Genomic DNA, 18636 nt, shown 5'->3' on the forward strand with positions numbered 1-18636 from the left:
CGTTCGTCCTGATTAAGCGCTGGGCTCGGAGTCCTGGGGCTTTGGCGCACTCGCCAGGGCCTGGAGCAACGCCGGATCCTTGATGGCCTTCATGATGATTTCCTCGGCGCCGGTCTTGCCGTCCATGTAGGTCAGCAGGTTGGCCAGCTGGGTCCGCGCTTCGAGCAGCTTGTTCAGCGAGTCGACCTTGCGCGCCACGGCGGCGGGGCTGAAGTCGTCCAGGCTCTCGAAGGTGATGTCGAGGCTCAGGTTGCCAACGCCTGTCAGTTCGTTCGGCACGTTGAACGCAACCCGTGGCTGCATGGCCTTGAGGCGCGAGTCGAAGTTGTCGACGTCGATTTCCAGGAATTTGCGGTCGGCCACGGCGGCCAGGGGTTCGGCGGGCTTGCCGGCGAGATCGGCCATCACACCCATGACGAAGGGCAGCTGGACCTTTTTCTCGGCGCCGTAGAGTTCCACGTCGTACTCGATCTGGACCCGTGGCGCGCGGTTGCGCGCGATGAATTTCTGAGAACTTTGCTTCGCCACGTTGCTGCTCCTGGTCGCTGCTGCGACGGTGTAGGCGTCATCGGTGTTTGCCGTTAACGTAACTGCGCGTTCCGTGCGGGCTTATTCGCCCTCGGGGCCCCGCAGGTTTTCAAACTGGGACATGCCGTCGGGAATCAGGTTGCGCACGATTGCCGCAAAGTCGGCGTGGACCAGATTCTTCGCCCGGTTCAACAGCACCGGCAGCGGGCTCGAGGGCTCGTGGCGGGTGTAGTAGGCGAGGATCCGATCAAGGCTGCGCAACACCTCGTCGCGGTTGCCGATCTCGCCCGTGGCGCGTGGGGCCGCGACTGCAGGGGCGTCGACCGGGGGGTGTTCGGCGGTTTCGGCGGCACTCGCGGTGGTGTCCGCTTGCGACTCGCCGGCGCTGCCCGGGGCGTATTCGGCGAGCACCTGCAGGGCGAGCTTGAGCGGCTGGCGCAAGGCGCTCAGGTCGACGCCCTGGGCCGAGCCGACCTGCTCGGAGACGAAGCGCTCGATGGCGTCGAGGGCGCCGCGGGCCTCGGTCAAGATGCGGTGCATGGCTGCCAGTTGCTGCGGATCGCTGTCGCGCAGGGCGCCGCCCAGTTCGTCGGCGTTCAGGCTCTCGTCGGCGAAGCTCTGCAGGCCGCTGGCGTTCAGCGCCGCGCGCAGGGTGACGGTGCCGAAAGCCCTTGAGCGGGTCAGCACGCTTTCGCGCAGCAGGCGTACGTTGGTCTCGCAGGCCAGGCCCGAGAGCGCATTGACGCGCACCGTGGGGTCATTGTCGTCATCGGCATCGAGCAGCGGGTAGAGTTCGAGCCAGTACTGCTGGAGCAGTTGGTTGATCAGGTTCAGGGCATCGTTCAGGCCGGCGAAGCCTTCGAGAGCCAGGGCACTTTGGGTCAGGAAATGGGTGATGCGCAGGTCTTTGCTGCGTTGCAGCAGGGCCGTGCTCGACTGCTCGATGGCACGCCAGGCGGGGGGCTCGGCCGGTTGCACCGAATCGCCCATGCTACGCTCGGGTTTGCCTTGGGCGTCGCGCTCCAATTGCAAGAATTGCGCGTCATATTCCAGGTCCTCGCCGCAGGGCGAGTTCGCGCAAACAGCGGCGAGCAACAACGGCACGTCCAGCAAAATCGATCTCCTTATCTACTGGCAAAGTGCCAGTTATTTCCTGCGAAAGTTCCCGGAAGGAAGTCTCATAGTTCTCGTCGATATAGACTGCTTGATATCACGTGGCCATCATGTATAAACGAGAAGTTGTGCATTTTTGGTGTAGTAGTTGGGGCTTGTCAAGGTAAGCTATCTGCCCTTTGTTACCGTTGTGACGGACTCGGCAAGGCTGACGACTCATGGGTCAAGCCGTGTACGATTGTAAGAAAATTGTGGGTAGAATTCGGTAGTTTCGCCGAACTGGCTGAAATCAATAGGGTTTTCCCCAGGGTTTGCAAGGCCCGGACGGGGCTCGCCGCAAGGTCGTTGCGGCGGGCTGGCCGCGCGTGGAAGTACTGCAAGGAGGCGCAATGTCGCTGTGTTTGACTATCACTAGTTATCACAAGATCACCCCCGGCCAATGTCCCGAGAAATCCATGGACAAGGGAGTGATGGCAATTGGCCGTAGTTCTGAAAATGACTGGGTACTTCCCGATCCAGAGCGGCTGGTTTCTTCACGACATTGCGTTATTCAATATAAGGATGGTCGTTACTATCTGACCGATAACAGCACAAATGGAGTGGAACTGGTTAATGCCGGTATCCGTTTGCGTAGAGGTAACAGTGAGCCATTGCAAGATGGCGAAGTTATCCGTATCGGCGAGTACGAGATCCGCGCGCGTATCGATTTCAACCTGCAACTGGCCGATATCGCGCTTTCCGGCGTCGACGCTTCCAACAGTTTCGAAGCGCTGATGGGGCGTGCCGCGCCGGCACCGATACCGTCGCCGGTCAGTACGCCCGCGGTGCACTTCCAGGGCGGTTCGGCGATGGACACCTTGCCCGATCTGTTCGACTTCCTGACCCCCACGAGCGTGCCGCCAGCCACCCAGCCGGATCATGTCCCGGCGCAGCAGCATGATTTCCGCCCACCGACACCGCTGAGCCCGCCGGTTCCCGTGATTGCACCCGTGGCGGCTGCCGCGGCGGGGGTGATTCCGCAAGACTGGGACCTGCTCGGCGATACGCCGAAGGTGGCGGTCAATCCGCCGACACCGGCCCCGGTGGCGATACCCGCGATTGTCGAACCGGTTCCGGCGCCGCCCGCGGCAGTGATCGAGCCGCCGGTGGCCCCTGTGGTTCCGGTCGCCGATTCGCCGGCAGTGACCGGGTCGCGGGCGGCCCTGCTGCAGGCCTTCCTGCGGGGTGCCGGTCTCGACCAGTTGCGTATCGACGGCGCCCAGGTGGAAGCGCAGATGGAGGCCGTCGGTCGCAGCTATCGGCTGATGGTCGAAGGGTTGATCGACGTCCTGCGTGCCCGCAGCAGCCTCAAGGGCGAGTTCCGCATGCAGCAGACCATGATCCGTCCGGTGGAAAACAACCCGCTGAAGTTCGCCCCGAATGCCGACGAAGCGCTGCTGTTGCTGCTGCGCCATGGCAACCAGGCCTTCATGGCGCCGGACCAGGCGGTGCGCGACAGTTTCGATGATCTGCGGGCTCACCAACTGGCGGTCATGGCCGGCGTGGAGGCGGCGATCAAGCACCTGCTCAAGCGCTTCGAACCGGCCGAGCTGGAGGCCCGCATGAGCCGCCCCGGCGGCCTGTCGAACCTGTTCAGCGGTTCGCGCCAGGCGCAGTACTGGCAGCAGTTCACCGAGCTGTACACGAACATTTCCCGCGAGGCCGAAGAGGATTTCCAGGACCTGTTCGGGCGCGAGTTCAGCCGCGCCTACGAGGAACACAGTGCGCGGTTGCGCAAAGGATAAGGCCTTGAGAATGCGACGAAACCGGTAGGCGCCTGGCTTGCCAGCGATGGGGCCCGCAAGCCTTGCGGTGAACCTTCGGGCGCCATCGCCGGCAAGCCGGCTCCCACAATGGCCGGGTCTTACGCAGATTTTGTGTACGCCTCAAAACCTGTGGGAGCGGGCTTGCCCGCGAAGACGCCAGTAGCGGCGCCACAGCACCAACGATTTTTTGCAACACAGGATTTAACGGATAGTTCAGAACGTCATTGAGGACGCAGGATGATTCACCGAGTTTTACTCGCCGCAGCCGCGACACTGCTGCTGAGCGCATGTGCCAGGGATGCGGCCGCTCCGGCGCCCGTCGACGCCCCGATTGCCGACAGCGCCACCCTTGTCTTGAATTTCCATGCCATTGCCGGCCTCAACCCTGGCGCCAACGGCGCGCCGGCCCCGGTGCGCGTACGTATTTTCGAGCTGAAGAACACCGCCAACTTCAGCCGTGCCGATTATTTCGCCCTGGCCGAAAGGGCTCAGGCCACCCTCGGTGCCGACCTCATCGACCAGGACGAAGTGCTGGTCCAGCCCGGCGAGCAGTTGAGCGTCGAGCGCCCGCTCAACCCCGCGACCCGCCAGGTCGGGCTGGTGGTGGGTTATCGCGAAATCGACCAGGCGCTCTGGCGCAACGTGCTCAACGTCCCGCCCAGGCAAGTCACCGACTATCAGATCAGCCTCGATGTGCGTGCCGTGCGCAGCGCCGTCGAACGCACCGCCCCTTAGGCAAACGGAGAAGCCATGTCCTGGAACAATCGAGTGGTCTGGTCGGAAGGCATGTTCATCGGAACGCAGCACTTCCAGCAGCATGACCGTTATCTGGAAAACCTGATCGACGCCCGCAGCCGCCCGTTGGCCGTCGGCGCCTGGGGTTTTTCCGAGCTGTTGATCGACCAGGGCCTGCTGGCCCAGGGCAAGCTGGCCATCGTTTCCGCCCGGGGCCTGCTGCCGGACGGCACGCCGTTCAATATTCCCCATGACGACGTGGCGCCCAGCCCGCTGAGCATCGAGGACAGCCTGCGTGACGGCGTGATCTACCTCGCGCTGCCGCTCAAGCGTGCCGGTGCCCGCGACACCGTCGACGAAGGCGAGGAACTCGGCGGCGCGCGCTACCTCAGCCAGGTGCGCGAAGTGCGTGACGACAACGCCCCCTTCGAGAACCGCGCGCCGGTGGCCGTCGGCTCCCGTGCGTTGCGCCTGCTGACGGCCGGCGATGGCTTGAGTGACTACGCGGCCATCGGCCTGGTGCGGATCAAGGAAAAACGCGCTGATCGCGCCCTGGTGCCGGACGACAGCTATATTCCGCCGGTACTCGACGTGGCTGCCAGCAAGCCGTTGACGGCGTTTCGCAGTGAGCTGCTGGGCCTGCTGCACCAGCGCGGCGAAGCCCTGGCCGGGCGGGTGGTTGCCTCGGGCGCCGGCGGCGCCTCGGAAATCGCCGACTTCATGTTGCTGCAACTGGTCAATCGCGCCGAGCCGCTGGTCAATCACCTGAGCCAGTTGAGTCCGCTGCACCCCGAGCGTTTCTACAGCGAGCTGGTGAGCCTGGCTGGCGAGTTTTCCACCTTCTCCCAGAGCGGCCGGCGTCCTGCCGAATACCCGCAATACCAGCACGATGCCCTGGTGCTGAGCTTCGCCCCGGTCATGCAGGCGCTGCGCGAAGCCCTGTCGATGCTGATCGACAGCAAGGCCACGCCTATTCCGATTGTCGAGAAGGCCTATGGCATTCACGTGGCGATGCTCGCCGACAAGACCCTGATCGACAACGCCAGCTTCATCCTCGTGGTGCGTGCCGATATCCCCAGCGAAACCCTGCGCGGACGTTTTGCCCAGCAAAGCAAGATCGGCTCGGTGGAGCACATCCGCGACCTGGTCAACCTGCAGTTGCCGGGCATCGGCCTGCTGCCGTTGCCGGTGGCGCCCCGGCAGATCCCGTTCCATGCCGGCTCCACCTACTACGAGCTGGATCGCGGCAGCGAACACTGGAAGCAACTGATCCACTCCGGCGGCTTCGCGTTTCATGTCGCCGGCGAGTTCCCGGGGTTGAACCTGGCCTTCTGGGCCATTCGAGGATAAGCCGCGATGCACTCCAATGAAGATCCGCTGGGCCAGCCCGCGCCGGTCCCCAACGACCGTACCCAGTTCATGCCGCGCCCCGGTGGCCGCGAGCCGCAAGCCGCGGCCCGCGCCGAACCGGTGGCGCCCTTGTCGATGCCGGCCGCGCCGCTGCCGATCGGTCAATCCGAGGGCCTGAACCCGCTGGAAAGCGCTGCCGGCCCGCTGCTGGCGTTGCTGACGCGGCTGCGCAACACCATCGCCCACCCGGCGCCGGCAAGCCTGCGTGCGCAATTGCTGGCCTACCTGCGTCAGTTCGAAGAGCGCGCCGAAGCCGCCGGAGTGGCCCGCAACGAGGTGCTGCTGGCGCGCTATGCGCTGTGCACCGCCCTCGATGAAGCGGTGCTCAGCACGCCGTGGGGCAGCGCCAGCGAATGGGGCAAGCAGAGCCTGCTGATCACCGTGCACAACGAGGCCTGGGGCGGCGAGAAGGTGTTCCAGCTACTCGAACACTGCCTGCAGAGCCCGCGTGAACGCCTGTATCTGCTGGAGCTGCTGTACCTGTGCATCTGCCTGGGCTTCGAAGGTCGTTATCGGGTGATGAACGACGGTCGCAGCCAGCTCGATGCCCTGCGCGAACGCACCAGCGCGGCGATCCGCAGTGCCCGTGGCGAGTACGAGCGCGAGCTGTCGCCCCATTGGCGCGGCCTGAGCGTGGTACGCGACCGCCTGAGCCAGTTCATGCCGCCCTGGGTCGGTGTCGCCATCGGCCTGGCGTTGCTGCTGGCGCTGCTGTTCGGCCTGCGCCTGAAACTGGCCGCCGACGCCGAGCCGGTGTTCAGGAATATCCATGCCCTGGGCGAGATCCCGGTGCAGACCATCGACCGTCCGGTGGTGCAGCCCAAGCGGGTGGAGCGGCCGCGCCTGGCGGGGTTCCTCGCCGAGGAGATCAAGGCTGGCAAGGTCGCCGTCGAAGACAAGGTCGATCGCTCGGTGGTGACCATTCGCGGCGACGAACTCTTTGCTTCGGCCAGCTCCAGCATCGTCGATGACTTCCAGCCGCTGATGCTGCGCATCGCCGACGCCATCCACAAGGTCAAGGGCCAGGTGCGGGTCACCGGCCACAGCGACAACCGCCCGATCGCCACCCTGCGCTTCCCGTCGAACTGGGCCTTGTCCCAGGCGCGGGCCGAGCAGGTGCTGCAGATCCTCGCGGCGAAGACCGGCCAGCCGGAACGTTTCAGCGCCGAAGGGCGCAGCGATACCGAGCCATTGGCCTCGAACGCCACGGCCGAGGGCCGGGCGAAGAATCGTCGGGTGGAAATCACAGTCTTGGCGGAGGGAGTCGAGTGAAGGCGTTTTTCGGTTTTGTCATTCGCTGGGTGATCCCGTTGCTGGGGCTGATCGCCCTGAGCCTGATCATCTGGTTCGTCGGCCCGCTGCTGGAAGTGCTGGTGCCGGAAGGGCGGCGCTGGGCGCTGATCATCCTGATTTTCGCGGTGTGGATCGGCTATCGCCTGTTCCGCCTGATCCAGGCCCGTCGCCAGGCGGCGAAGGTCATGCAGAGCCTGGCCGCGGAAACCGCGCCGGACCCCGCCAGTGTGGCCACCGCCGAGGAGCTGGCGACCCTGCGCCAACGCATGGACGAAGCGCTGGTCCTGCTCAAGAAGGCCAAGCTCGGCGGTGACGAGCGACGCAACCTGTACGAGCTGCCGTGGTATGTGATCATCGGTCCGCCGGGCTCGGGCAAGACCACCGCGCTGGTCAACTCCGGGATGCACTTCCCCCTGGCCGCGCAACTCGGCGCCGGGGCGATCCGCGGTGTCGGCGGTACGCGCAACTGCGACTGGTGGTTCACCGACGAGGCAGTGCTGCTGGACACCGCCGGGCGCTACACTACCCAGGACAGTCATGCCCAGGTGGACAAGGCGGCCTGGCTGGGTTTTCTCGACCTGCTCAAGACCCAGCGTGCGCGCCGGCCCATCGACGGCGCCTTTATCGCCATCAGCCTGTCCGACCTGCTGCTGAGCACCGACGCCGAGCGTGCGGCCCATGCCACCGCGATCCGCGCGCGGATCCAGGAGTTGTACACCCAACTCGGGGTGCGTTTCCCGATCTACCTGATGCTGACCAAGCTGGATCTGGTGCCGGGGTTCATGGAGTTCTTCGATGCCCTGAGCAAGGAAGAACGGGCGCAGGTCTGGGGCATGACCTTTGCCCTCGACGAAGGCAAGAACGCCGAAGGTCCGTTGCCGTACTTCAAGAGCGAATTCGCCGCGCTGGAACAGCGCCTCAATGCGCGCCTGGTGGAGCGCCTGCAGCAGGAGCGCGACCCGGCCCGGCGCGACCTGATCTACGGTTTCCCGCAGCAGTTCGGCGCGCTGAAGGAATGCCTGCAAAGCTTCCTCGACGGCGTGTTCAAACCCAACGCCTATGAAGACCGGGCGCTGTTGCGCGGCGTGTACTTCACCAGCGGCACCCAGGAAGGCAGCCCGATCGATCGCCTGATCGGCGCGATGGCCCAGAGCATGAGCCTGGACCGCCAGCAACTGGCCCGCCAGAGTGGCACCGGGCGCAGCTATTTCATCGAGAAACTGTTCACCGCCGTGGCCTTCGCCGAACGCGGGCTGGTCGGGGTCGATCCCAAGGTCGAGCGGCGACGCAAATGGCTGGCCCGTGGCGTGCTGGCGGCGACGGTCGCGGTGGTGCTGCTGGTCGGCACGCTGTGGCTGGTGAGCTACCGCGCCAACCAGGCCTATATCGCCCAGGTCGACCAGAAGGTCGCACCGCTGGGCCAGAGCGTGCAGAACCTCAGCCCGGCGCAACGCGACGTACTGGCGGTGCTGCCGCTGCTCAATGCGGTCAAGCACCTGGCCGGCGATGCGCCAGGCTGGTCCGAGGGCCTGGGGCTGTATCAGGGCGATATGCTTGAGGCCGAGTCCGCCAGCGTCTATCGCAAGCTGCTGATCGCGGTGTTCGCGCCGCGCCTGCTGACCCGGATCGAAGAGCAGTTGCACAGCGGCGGCAACTCGGACTTCCTCTATGAGGGGTTGAAGGCCTACCTGATGCTGGCTGACAACGAACATTACGATCCGGAGTTCATCAAGGCCTGGATCGCCCTCGACTGGGACCGCAGCCTGCCGCGCGACCTGCCGCCGGAACAGCGGCTGGCCCTGGGCGAACATCTCAAGGCGTTGTTCGAGCGCCGTCCGCCGAATGCCCGGCTGGATGAGCGGCTGATCGACGACCTGCGTCGGCAGTTGCAGCAACTGCCGGTGGCGCAACGGGTCTACGACCGGGTCAAGCGCCAGAAGCTGCCGGAAGGGGTGGCGGACTTTCGCCTGAACGAAGCCGCCGGCCGTGATGCCGCGCTGGTGTTCAGCCGCAAGAGCGGCAAGCCGCTGGGCGATCCCCTGAGCGGCTTCTTCACCGCCAAGGGCTACCGCGAGGCGTTCCTGCTGAGCAGCCTGAGCCAGGCCGGGACGTTGGCCGAAGAGCAGTGGGTACTGGGTCGCGACCAGGCCGAACAGCAGAATGTCGCCAGCCTGGCGGCGGATGTACGACGCCTGTATTTCCAGGACTATCTGCGCCAGTGGGATGCCCTGTTGGCGGATATCGACTTTGTGCCGATCACCAGCGTGGCCCAGGCGGCCGATGTCCTGCGGGTGATTTCCGGACCGACCTCGCCGCTGAAAAAGCTGCTGGTGGCGGTGGCCAGGGAAACCGACCTGCAACAGGAAGAACGCCTTCTGGCGGCCCAGGGCAAGAAGGTCGACAGCGGTGTCGACCAGATCAAGCAGCGCCTGGGCTCGATGCTCGGCCAGGAACAGGCGGCCGGCACGGCGCCGGCGACGGTGAGCGAGGACCCGGTCAGCGCGCACTTCGCCGAACTCAATGCCCTGGTCAACAAGGGCGAGGGTGAGCCGGCGGCCATCGATGGCCTGCTGGCGGACATGAATGCACTGTACGTGCAGGTCAGCGCCATGGTCGGCGCCAGTGGCGATGCCCTGCTGGGTGAAGCGAAGAACCAGGCCACTGCCGCGGCCGCGCGGGTCAGCCTGACCGCCGAGCGCCAGCCGCCGTTGGTCCAGGGGCTGGTCAAGTCGGTGGTCAGCGCCACCACCAACAGCATGATGGGCGGGGTGCGCAACCAGTTGAACGCGGCCTGGACCAGCGAAGTGGTGAACATCTACCGGCAATCCCTCAGCGGCCGTTATCCGCTGGCCTCTGGCAGTGCCCGGGACGCGACCCTGGATGACTTCGGCCAGTTCTTCGGGGTGGGCGGAGTGATGGACAACTACTTCCGCAAATACCTGCAACCCTATGTCGACACCTCGGCGGCGACCTGGCGCTGGCAGCCGGGTGCGGCGCAGAAGCTGGGGATCGCCCCGGGCGTGCTGCAGACTTTCCAGCGCGCGGCGTCGATTCGCGATGCGTTCTTCCGTTCCGGTGGCACCCAGCCGATCGTGCGCTTCGAGTTGAAGCCGGTGGCGATGGACGCCTCGATCACCCAGTTCCTGCTCGACCTCGATGGCCAGCAGATCAGCTACGACCACGGCCCGAGCCGGCCGGTGGCGATGCAGTGGCCCAATCCCGGTAGCATCGGCGTGGTTCGTCTGTCGATTTCGCCGCCGTCGGCGACCGGGCGCTCCGGCATCACCCTGGACGGTCCGTGGGCCTGGTTCCGCCTGCTGGAGCAGTCGGACCTGGATGCCGGCAATTCCCCGGATCGCTTCAACCTGCGCTTGCGCGTGGACGGTGCGAGCATCTCCTACGAGTTGCGTGCCAACAGCGCGTTCAACCCGTTCAAGAGTCGTGTACTCAGTGGCTTCAGCCTGCCGGAGCGCCTATGACGACAGCAGGTTTCTACGGCAAGCTGGCCAGCCGCGGCGACTTTGTCAGTCGCGGTCTGCCCCCGGGCTTCGTGCAGCCATGGGACGCCTGGCTGGCGTCCGGCCTGCTCGCCAGCCAGCAGCAACTGGGTAGCGACTGGTTGAATGTGTACCTGGTCAGTCCGCTCTGGCGCTTTGCGCTGGCGCCGGGGGTCTGCGGGCCCGAGGCGATTGCCGGCGTGCTGATGCCGAGCATCGACCGGGTCGGCCGCTATTTTCCGCTGACCATCGCCCAGCCGCTGGATGCCGGGCATGCCCTGGCGATGGTGGTGGGCGGCGCCGATGACTGGTTCGAACAGGCCGAGGCGCTGTTACTGGCGACCCTGGAAGAAGAGGCGGGCTTCGAGGCCTTCGACCAGGGCGTGCAGAACCTCGGCGGTCTGCTGTTTGCCAACAAGACCCCGACCTGCGATTTCGCCGGCCTGCAGCGCTTTGCCGCGCTCGATGCGCAGAGCCGCGGCCAGGCCCTGGCCGAGCAGGCCTGTGTCGGCGCGAGCTTGTGGTGGGGCCGTGGTTCGCAGCGGATCGCCGCCGGCCTGATGCGCTGTACGGGGCTGCCGGCGACTGCCGATTTCGGCAGTTTCCTGTTGGGCAACGGAGTGTCGAACTAGATGCCCAGCACGCCTGCAATCACTTACCAGTCCGCCAGCTACAGCCATGTCGGCATGGTGCGCCAGATCAACGAAGACGCCTGCCTGGAACTGCCCGACGCCGGCCTGTGGGCCGTCGCTGACGGCATGGGCGGGCACGCGGCGGGCGATTACGTCGCCAGCCTGATCGTCGACACCTTGCGCCGCATTCCGCCATCGGACTCCCTGGCGATCTACAGCAACGCCCTGCGCACGCGCCTGGCCGAGGTCAACGCGGCGGTTCGCGAGGAAACCGTCAACCGTGGCGTGTCGATGATGGGCAGCACCGTGGTCCTGCTGGCGGTACGCGGTGATACCGCGGTCTGCCTGTGGGCCGGTGACAGCCGCCTGTATCGCCTGCGCGACGGCCAGCTGGAGAGCATTTCCCGCGATCACAGCTATGTCCAGGACCTGCAGGACAGCGGCCTGCTCAGCGAGGCCGAGGCGCGGGTGCATCCACGGGCCAATATCGTCACCCGGGCGATTGGCGTCGAGGCGCAACTGGAACTGTCGACGAGCAACTTCCAGGTGCTCTCCGGCGACAGCTATCTGCTGTGCAGCGACGGTCTGAACAAGACCGCCGAGGATGCGGAGATCCGCGACGTGCTCGGCCACCCGGATCCCTATGAGGTGGTGCGCAGCCTGGTGCACCTGGGCCTGACCCGGGGCGCCCCCGACAACATTACGGCGATCGTCGTCAAAGCCACCTGAAGACACCCCAACCCATGGACATACTGATTCCCGGATTCGACATCGACGGTGAGATTGGCGAAGGCGCCATGGCCACCGTCTACCTGGCGACCCAACGGTCGCTGGAGCGCAAGGTGGCGCTGAAAGTCATGGCGGCCGCGCTGGCCGCCGACCCGAGCTTCTGCGAGCGCTTCCTGCGCGAAGGCCGGACCCTGGCGCGGCTGTCGCACCCGCATACCGTGACCATCCACGATATCGGCAATGTCGGCGAGCTGTACTACATGGCCATGGAGTACCTGCCCAACGGTACGCTCAAGGAACGCATCGCCGCCGGCCTGAGCCCGGAGCAGGGCCTGGGCTATATCCGCCAGATTGCTTCGGCGCTGGGGTATGCCCATGCCCAGGGCCTGGTGCACCGCGATGTGAAACCGGCCAACATCCTGTTCCGCGCCGACGGTACCGCGGTGCTCTCGGACTTCGGCATCGCCAAGTCGCTGGACGACCGTACCCAGTTCACCCAGGCCGGATTCGCGGTCGGCACGCCGAGCTACATGAGCCCGGAGCAGGCGCGGGGCCAGGATATCGATGGTCGCGCCGACCTCTACGCGCTGGGCGTGGTGCTCTACGAGATCCTCGTCGGCAAGCTGCCGTATACCGGCACCGATGCGCTGTCCACGGCGCTGGCGCACCTCACCGAGCCGTTGCCGGAGCTGCCGATCCAGCACGGTCGTTACCAGGACATCCTGCGTCGGCTGCTGGCCAAGGACCCGGTGGAGCGTTTCCCCGATGCGGCGGCCTTGCTGGCGGCGCTGGACAACCTGCCGCCCGAGACGCTGGAGTCGACCCTGATCCAGCCCCTGGCGGTGCCGACGCCGGTTGCGCAGCCGATGCGGTCCCCGGGAACCGACCTGGGTGGGCTGACGCCGGTCTCGATCGAGATTCCCACCAGCGCGCCGGCACAACCCGCGCCCGCGCCGCGCCCGGCTGCGCAACCGGTGCTCGATCCGGCTTCCGGCTCGCAGCAACGCCGTGGTCCGGTGCTCGCATTGCTGGCGGTAGCCGTGGCGGCTGCGTTGGGTATCGGCGCTGCCGGCTACTGGTGGTTGAGCGCGGATACGCCGGTGAAAACCCCAGCAGGTGGCCAGTCGGCAGCCAACGCCACGGCGTCCTCGTCAACGACGCCGGCAGCGACCACGACTGTTTCGTCGACGGTCACGTCAGCAACGAAGCCATCGGCGGCGTCGGATAAACCGAGCACGCCGGCCAGTACCTCGTCGAGCACGACATCGACCGTTTCTGCGCCCCTGGGCGAAGCGGCCCCCGGCGAAGCGGACGGCGGCAACCGGCCCTTGCTGATGGCGGGCAAGAAGACCCTGTTCCAGCGTGTGCTGAGCCAGCCCGGCGCGCAGCTCTACAGCTCGCCGGGCGGGCAGCAGGACAAGGTCCTGCCGGCGTTCTCGGTGTTGTATGTCTATCAGCGCAAGAGTGTCGACGGCGCCGACTGGTTGCGCGTCGGCGCGGCCAGCGATGGACGCAGCGCGGGCTGGTTGCCGGGCGCGAAGGTCAGTGAATGGAAACAGAGCCTGGTGCTGAAGTTCACCGAGCGCTCCGGGCGGGCGCCGGTGATGTTCCTGCGCCAGTCCAGTGACCTCGACCGCCTGCTGGCCGATCCGTCGGCGGCGAAGAACCTGCTGCTCAATGCGCAGAAGAATCCGGCGGACGACCAGCGGGTGCTGGCCCTTGAGCCGGCGGCCAGCGCCGTGCCGCAGAACCAGTTCTACCTGCTGCCGATCTTCGGTTCGCGGGAAAGCTTCGATGAAAACGGCCAGCCGGTGCAGTTGCTCAATGTCGCGTCGATCGATCCCGGCAGCGGCGGGCGAAGCACCGGCAACGGTAGCGCGCCGGTCGCGGCGGCGACCGACAGCTTCCGTACCGCCATCGTGCTGGTGGTGGATACCACGGTGTCGATGCAGCCCTATATCGACCAGATCCGCGACGTGGTCCACGAGCTGCAAAGCCAGATCGCCCAGCGCGGCGAGCTGGACAGCGTGAGTTTCGGCCTGGTGGGCTTTCGCAACAATATCCAGAAGACCCCGGGCCTGGAGTACCTGGCCAAGACCCTGGTGACCCTCGACCAGGGACGCGATCCCGAGCGTTTCCTCGAGCTGGCGCGGCAGGTCAAGGCGTCAACGGTGTCGAGCCATTCGTTCAACGAGGATTCCTTCGCCGGGGTCATGCAGGCGGTCAACGGCATGGACTGGTCGGGCTACGGCGGCCGTTTGATCCTGCTGGTCAGCGATGCCGGCTCGCTGCGCAAGAACGACCCCTACAGCAGTACCCAGATGAACGAAGCGGAGATCCGCCAGGCGGCGCTGGGCAAGCAGATCAAGATCTACGCGCTGCATTTGCGCAGCGACGCCGGGAAGAAAAACCACGCCTTCGCCGAGCAGCAATACCGGACCTTGACCGCCGACGCCAACCCGAAGATCGGCGATCTGTATATCCCGGTCCAGGGCGGCGATGTGCGCAAGCTCGGCGAACGGGTCGGCGAGATCGGCTCGGTGTTCGCCAACCTGGTGCACCAGGTCCGCAGCAACCAGACGCAGGCCGTGCCGCTGCTGGCGGCGGCGCCGAGCCTGGCGGACAAGTCGGCGGCCATCGGCTATGCGATGCATATGGATTTCCTCGGGCACAAGGGCGCCAGCCAGGCTCCGCAACTGGTCAGTGCCTGGACCGCCGACCGCGACCTGACCAACCCGGCCCTGCCGGCGTTCCAGGTCTGCGTGATGCTGACCAAGCTGCAGCTCAACGACCTGCAGCAGTCGTTGAAGCTGATTGTCGATGCCGCGCGCAAGACCCAGACCTCGCCGAAGGATTTCTTCCAGGAAATCGCCAGCGCCAGCGCCTACATGAGCCGCGATCCGGCAGCCCTGCGCAAGGGCGGCAATCTCGCCGATGGCGGCGTGCTCGGCGAGTACCTGGAAGGCCTGCCGTATCGCAGCAAGTCGCTGAGCATGACCCAGGACCTGTGGCTGTCCCTGAGCGTCGCCGAGCAGGAGGATTTCATCGACGAACTGGATTCGAAGATCCGTCTCTACGAGACCTTCCACAACGATGTAGCCAACTGGGTCCGGTTCGGCGATGCCGAGCCGGGTGACGCGCTGTACCGCGTGCCGCTGTCGACGCTGCCGTGATGATCAGCCTGCGCGAGGTGCGCAAGACGCGAGGCGAGGGCGCCCAGCGCTACAGCCTGGTGATTCCGCGCCTGACCCTGGCGCCCGGCCAGCAATGGGCGGTGGTCGGCCCCAGCGGCTGCGGCAAAAGCACGCTGCTCGACCTGCTGGCACTGGTCTCGGCGCCGGACCGTGCCGGGTTGTTCGCCTTCGATGACCACACTGGCGCGCTGGATATCGCCGCGCTCTGGCGCCAGGGCCGCCACGCGCGGCTGGCGCAGTTGCGCAGCCGCTACCTCGGCTATGTGTTGCAGACCGGCGGCCTGCTGGGGTTTCTCGATGTGCGCGGGAATATCGGGCTGTCGCGCAAGCTGCTGGGGCTGGACGATGACGGCACGGTGCAGCGGCTTGCCGAGCAGTTGGAAATCGTCGACCAATTGGATAAGCCGCCTCGCGATCTGTCGGTGGGGCAGCGCCAGCGCGTCGGTTGTGCCCGGGCCCTGGCCCATGGGCCGCGACTGTTGCTGGCCGATGAGCCGACCGCGGCGCTCGATCCGCTGAATGCCGCGCGGGTCATGCAGTTGCTGCTGAACCAGGCACGGGAACAGGGTGCCTGTTGTGTGATCGCCAGCCATGACGAAGCCCTGGTGCGCGAGCTGGGGATGGCGGTGCTGCGGATCAGTTGCCGGCGCGATGCCGATGGCGGTGTCACGGCGACCCTGGGAGCGGCCTTGTGATGCGCGCGTCGCTGGTGGCGGCCCTGGCCTGGCAGGATTATCGCGCCGATGCGCGCCTGTCGGCCTGCGCGGTGCTGGCGCTGGTGGCGGTGATCGCGCCGTTGCTGGTGCTGTTCGGCCTCAAGTTCGGACTGGTCAGCAGCCTGACCGAGCGCCTGGAGCAGGACCCGACGGTACGCGAGATCATTCCTCTGGGTGGCGGCCGTTTCAACGCGGCCTATATCGCTGAACTGGGGCGTCGTGAAGAGGTGGCGTTCGCCTTGCCGCGTACCCGGCAGATCGCCGCGACCGCTGATCTGTCCCTCGGCAGACAGGACCCGGCGCTGAACGTCGAGATGCTGCCGACCGCCGAGGGCGATCCGTTGCTGGGCGGCTTGCCGGCGCCGATCGGGTTGGCGGCGCTGCTGTTGAGCCAGACCGCCGCGGAAAAGCTCGGGGCAAAGGCGGGTGACTGGCTGGAGGTGTCCTTCAGTCGGCAGGTGGCGGGGCGGGTGGAAAGCCAGCACACGCAGATCCGCGTGCAGGCGGTGCTGCCGCTGGGAGCCTTCGGTCGCGATGCGCTGTTTGCGCCGCTGGGCCTGCTGGAGGCCGCCGAGGATTATCGCGACGGTCGTGGCGTGCCGTTGCTGGGCTGGAGCGGCGAGCCCGCGGGCTCCGCCGCGCAGCGGGTGTATCCGGCCTTCCGCCTGTATGCCCGCGAGCTGGGCGATGTCGAGCCGCTGCGCCGCTATTTCGCCGAGCGCGGCCTGCTGGTCTCGACCCAGGCCCAGACCATTGCCCAGGTGCAGTCCCTGAGCCGCAACCTGTCCATCGTGTTCTGGATCATCGCCGCGCTGGCCCTGGCCGGTGCCTTCGCGGCGATTTGCGCCGGGGCGCTGGCGGCGGTCGAGCGCAAGCGGCGCGAGCTGTCGGTCCTGCGCCTGCTCGGCCTGGGAACCGGTGCCCTGCTCCTGTTCGTGGTGCTGCAGGCGCTCTACAGCGGGCTGTTCGCCGCGGCGTTGAGCGTGGCGCTGTACGCCGTGGCGGAGCAGGGCCTGAATCATCTGTTTGTGCAGGTGGCCGGCGAATACGCCAGTCAGTTGCTGTGGCGCCACTATGTGCTGGCACTTTTCTCGGTGTTGGTGGTCTGTGCTCTGGCTGCAGCCCTCGGTGGCTGGCGCGTGGCACGGATAGAAGCTTCGGAAGGAATCAGAGATGTTTAAGCTGCGCAGCGCGGCCCTGGCGGTTCTTGTCGGTTCCCTGATCGCGGGGGGCATGGCCCTGGCCGACGACGACGGCAACAAGCTGGACAACCCCAAGCCCTTGAGTGGCGATATCAGCCTGCCGCTGCCGTGCGACGGCGAGATGGTGTTCCGCTACGTCTATATCCTCGCCCAGGGCACCCTGGATGACCGCGAGATCAGCCTGGGTTATCCCTTCAGCGAAGACGAACCCGGCTACAAGCAGTCGTTCATTTCCGGCTACCGGCGCGATTTCATCAACGGCCAGTTCACCCTCAAGGATCTGCCGGCCGATTGGCAGAAAGCCATTTCCCCGGCCCTGCCGAAAACCGACAGCGGCTCGCCGTTGAAGCCGATGTTCTATTTCATGGGCAAATACCCGGTGACGGCGCGCCAGTACGCGCTGGTCATGGCCCAGGCGCAGTCGCTGGCCAGCGGCGAGCCGGCCCCGGCCTGCGAGGCACCGGAGGGCATTGCCGGGCGCCTGCCCAAGGTCAAGGTCTCGCGGTTTGATGCCGAGCGTTTTTCCGCGGTCTACAGCGCCTGGCTAATGAAGTATCACCGTGATCGCTTGCCGGTCAGTGGGCGTGGTTCATCGGCCGACGACGGCGGCCTGGGGTTCGTGCGCCTGCCCACTGAAGTCGAGTGGGAGTTCGCGGCCCGCGGTGGCCAGGCGGTCAGTCGCCAGGACCTGGAAGGCCGGCTGTTTCCCCGGCGTCAGCCAGGCAGCGACAGCGACGGCCCGCTGGCCGATTACGCGGTGTTCAACCAGGTTGCCGGCGGCACCGGCCAGGCCGCGCGGCTGATGCCGGTGGGCACCAAGCTGCCCAATCCCATCGGCCTGTTCGATGTGATCGGCAATGCCGCGCAGATGGTCCAGGAATCCTTCCAGCTGGTGCACGCCGGGCGGCGCCAGGGCGCCTATGGCGGCTTCGTGGTCAAGGGCGGCAACTACCTCGAAGGCGAAGGCACGCTGTTTACCGGCATGCGCCGCGAGTATCCGCTGTTCGCCGCCGACGGCACCGAGCAGAGCAATGAGACCACCGGCTTCCGGGTGGCCATCGGCGCGTTGTCGGCGCCGCGCTCGCGCTACAAGGAGCTGTTCAGCCAATGGGAGAAGGAGGGCCGCCTGGCCGCCCTGACCGATGCCATCGACGATGCCCAGGACCCGACCAAGCGCCTGGACGGGATCATTTCCGCCAGCACCGACCCGCGCCTGCAGGCCGAACTGGGACTGGTCAACGAAGAGCTCAAGCGCAACGTCTCGCTGATCGCCCGCCAGCGCGAGGAAGCCGCCGGCAACCTGATCCAGTCGGCGGCCCTGGTGGCCGAAACCGTCAACAACTACAACATCCGCCTGACCAACCTGAAGAAGAGCCGCCAGCAGGCCCTCGATGCCAAGGACGAAGCCAGCGCCGCGCTGTTCGCCACCGCCATCGATAACGGCAGCAGCGCCCTGGACGGCGCCGTGGCGATCTATATCGACAACCTGGCAACGGCCACGCGCTACACCGATGCGGTGATCCAGGCGCAGTTCCAGCGGGTCAGGGAAGAACTCAATCGCAAGCCCGTGCTCGGCAACAGCCTGGTGGCGCGGGCGACCTTGTTCGTTCGTCATGTCGGGGACTACCGCAAGCAACAGCGGGCCGATCCGGCGGCGATCTTGAAAGCGTTACTCGCATCGACCGCGCAGAAGCCTTGAGCGGCCGTGATCCGGCGAGTGTAGAGGGGACCTGTACGGCGGGGTGTCGTACAGGACAAGTCAAACCAAGAGAGGGAACATGA

General features: G+C 66.2%; 13 protein-coding genes. 11 read left to right on the plus strand and 2 right to left on the minus strand.

Annotated elements, in window-relative coordinates:
- Positions 1–12: 12 nt before the first annotated feature.
- Both tssB and tssA read right to left on the minus strand, forming a co-directional pair.
- The gene (tssB, locus tag HX851_RS28210; protein WP_177058371.1) at positions 13–528 is read right to left on the minus strand and encodes a type VI secretion system contractile sheath small subunit; all 516 of its coding nucleotides are present in this window, start codon (positions 526–528) and stop codon (positions 13–15) included.
- Positions 529–609: 81 nt separating this feature from the next.
- Positions 610–1638, minus strand: coding sequence for a type VI secretion system protein TssA (gene tssA, locus HX851_RS28215; RefSeq protein WP_177066341.1), 1029 nt, complete (start codon positions 1636–1638; stop codon positions 610–612).
- Positions 1639–2030: 392 nt separating this feature from the next.
- Here tssA and tagH point away from each other — a divergent pair, with 392 nt between their 5' ends.
- The 11 genes from tagH to HX851_RS28270 all read left to right on the plus strand — a co-directional run bounded on the left by tagH (position 2031) and on the right by HX851_RS28270 (position 18553).
- Positions 2031–3425, plus strand: a complete 1395-nt coding sequence (gene tagH, locus HX851_RS28220; protein WP_177058370.1) for a type VI secretion system-associated FHA domain protein TagH — start codon at positions 2031–2033, stop codon at positions 3423–3425.
- A gap of 258 nt (positions 3426–3683) precedes the next feature.
- Positions 3684–4181 (plus strand): type VI secretion system lipoprotein TssJ, encoded by a 498-nt coding sequence (gene tssJ, locus HX851_RS28225; RefSeq protein WP_177058369.1) that lies wholly within the window; start codon positions 3684–3686, stop codon positions 4179–4181.
- A 15-nt stretch (positions 4182–4196) separates the two neighbouring features.
- On the plus strand, positions 4197–5531 hold the full coding sequence (gene tssK / locus HX851_RS28230; RefSeq protein WP_177058368.1) for a type VI secretion system baseplate subunit TssK: 1335 nt from the start codon (positions 4197–4199) through the stop codon (positions 5529–5531).
- A gap of 6 nt (positions 5532–5537) precedes the next feature.
- Positions 5538–6863, plus strand: coding sequence for a DotU family type VI secretion system protein (locus HX851_RS28235; protein WP_177066322.1), 1326 nt, complete (start codon positions 5538–5540; stop codon positions 6861–6863).
- Positions 6860–10363: a type VI secretion system membrane subunit TssM gene (gene tssM / locus HX851_RS28240; RefSeq protein ID WP_177066324.1), complete on the plus strand. Its 3504-nt coding sequence runs from the start codon at positions 6860–6862 to the stop codon at positions 10361–10363. The genes HX851_RS28235 and tssM overlap by 4 nt, the downstream gene beginning before the upstream one ends.
- On the plus strand, positions 10360–11013 hold the full coding sequence (gene tagF, locus HX851_RS28245) for a type VI secretion system-associated protein TagF (protein WP_177066326.1): 654 nt from the start codon (positions 10360–10362) through the stop codon (positions 11011–11013). Before tssM ends, tagF begins: the two co-directional genes overlap by 4 nt.
- Positions 11014–11742 (plus strand): PP2C family protein-serine/threonine phosphatase, encoded by a 729-nt coding sequence (locus HX851_RS28250; protein WP_177066328.1) that lies wholly within the window; start codon positions 11014–11016, stop codon positions 11740–11742.
- A gap of 14 nt (positions 11743–11756) precedes the next feature.
- The gene (locus HX851_RS28255) at positions 11757–14915 is read left to right on the plus strand and encodes a serine/threonine-protein kinase (protein ID WP_177066330.1); all 3159 of its coding nucleotides are present in this window, start codon (positions 11757–11759) and stop codon (positions 14913–14915) included.
- Positions 14915–15631, plus strand: coding sequence for an ABC transporter ATP-binding protein (locus HX851_RS28260; RefSeq protein ID WP_177058517.1), 717 nt, complete (start codon positions 14915–14917; stop codon positions 15629–15631). The genes HX851_RS28255 and HX851_RS28260 overlap by 1 nt, the downstream gene beginning before the upstream one ends.
- On the plus strand, positions 15631–16833 hold the full coding sequence (locus tag HX851_RS28265) for an FtsX-like permease family protein (protein WP_177066331.1): 1203 nt from the start codon (positions 15631–15633) through the stop codon (positions 16831–16833). Before HX851_RS28260 ends, HX851_RS28265 begins: the two co-directional genes overlap by 1 nt.
- Positions 16826–18553 carry a formylglycine-generating enzyme family protein gene (locus HX851_RS28270; RefSeq protein WP_177066332.1) on the plus strand — a complete coding sequence of 576 codons (1728 nt, stop codon included), beginning with the start codon at positions 16826–16828 and terminating at the stop codon, positions 18551–18553. Before HX851_RS28265 ends, HX851_RS28270 begins: the two co-directional genes overlap by 8 nt.
- Positions 18554–18636 lie beyond the last annotated feature (83 nt).

Origin of the sequence: Pseudomonas gingeri (assembly GCF_013385635.1) — a bacterium.
Taxonomy (GTDB): domain Bacteria; phylum Pseudomonadota; class Gammaproteobacteria; order Pseudomonadales; family Pseudomonadaceae; genus Aquipseudomonas; species Aquipseudomonas gingeri_A.

Excerpts from the sequence above, each read along its gene's own strand:
- tagH (WP_177058370.1), top strand. The coding sequence starts at position 2,031 with ATGTCGCTGTGTTTGACTATCACTAGTTATCACAAGATCACCCCCGGC.
- tssJ (WP_177058369.1), top strand. The coding sequence starts at position 3,684 with ATGATTCACCGAGTTTTACTCGCCGCAGCCGCGACACTGCTGCTGAGC.
- tssK (WP_177058368.1), top strand. The coding sequence starts at position 4,197 with ATGTCCTGGAACAATCGAGTGGTCTGGTCGGAAGGCATGTTCATCGGA.
- HX851_RS28235 (WP_177066322.1), top strand. The coding sequence starts at position 5,538 with ATGCACTCCAATGAAGATCCGCTGGGCCAGCCCGCGCCGGTCCCCAAC.
- tagF (WP_177066326.1), top strand. The coding sequence starts at position 10,360 with ATGACGACAGCAGGTTTCTACGGCAAGCTGGCCAGCCGCGGCGACTTT.
- HX851_RS28250 (WP_177066328.1), top strand. The coding sequence starts at position 11,014 with ATGCCCAGCACGCCTGCAATCACTTACCAGTCCGCCAGCTACAGCCAT.
- HX851_RS28255 (WP_177066330.1), top strand. The coding sequence starts at position 11,757 with ATGGACATACTGATTCCCGGATTCGACATCGACGGTGAGATTGGCGAA.
- HX851_RS28260 (WP_177058517.1), top strand. The coding sequence starts at position 14,915 with ATGATCAGCCTGCGCGAGGTGCGCAAGACGCGAGGCGAGGGCGCCCAG.
- HX851_RS28265 (WP_177066331.1), top strand. The coding sequence starts at position 15,631 with ATGCGCGCGTCGCTGGTGGCGGCCCTGGCCTGGCAGGATTATCGCGCC.
- HX851_RS28270 (WP_177066332.1), top strand. The coding sequence starts at position 16,826 with ATGTTTAAGCTGCGCAGCGCGGCCCTGGCGGTTCTTGTCGGTTCCCTG.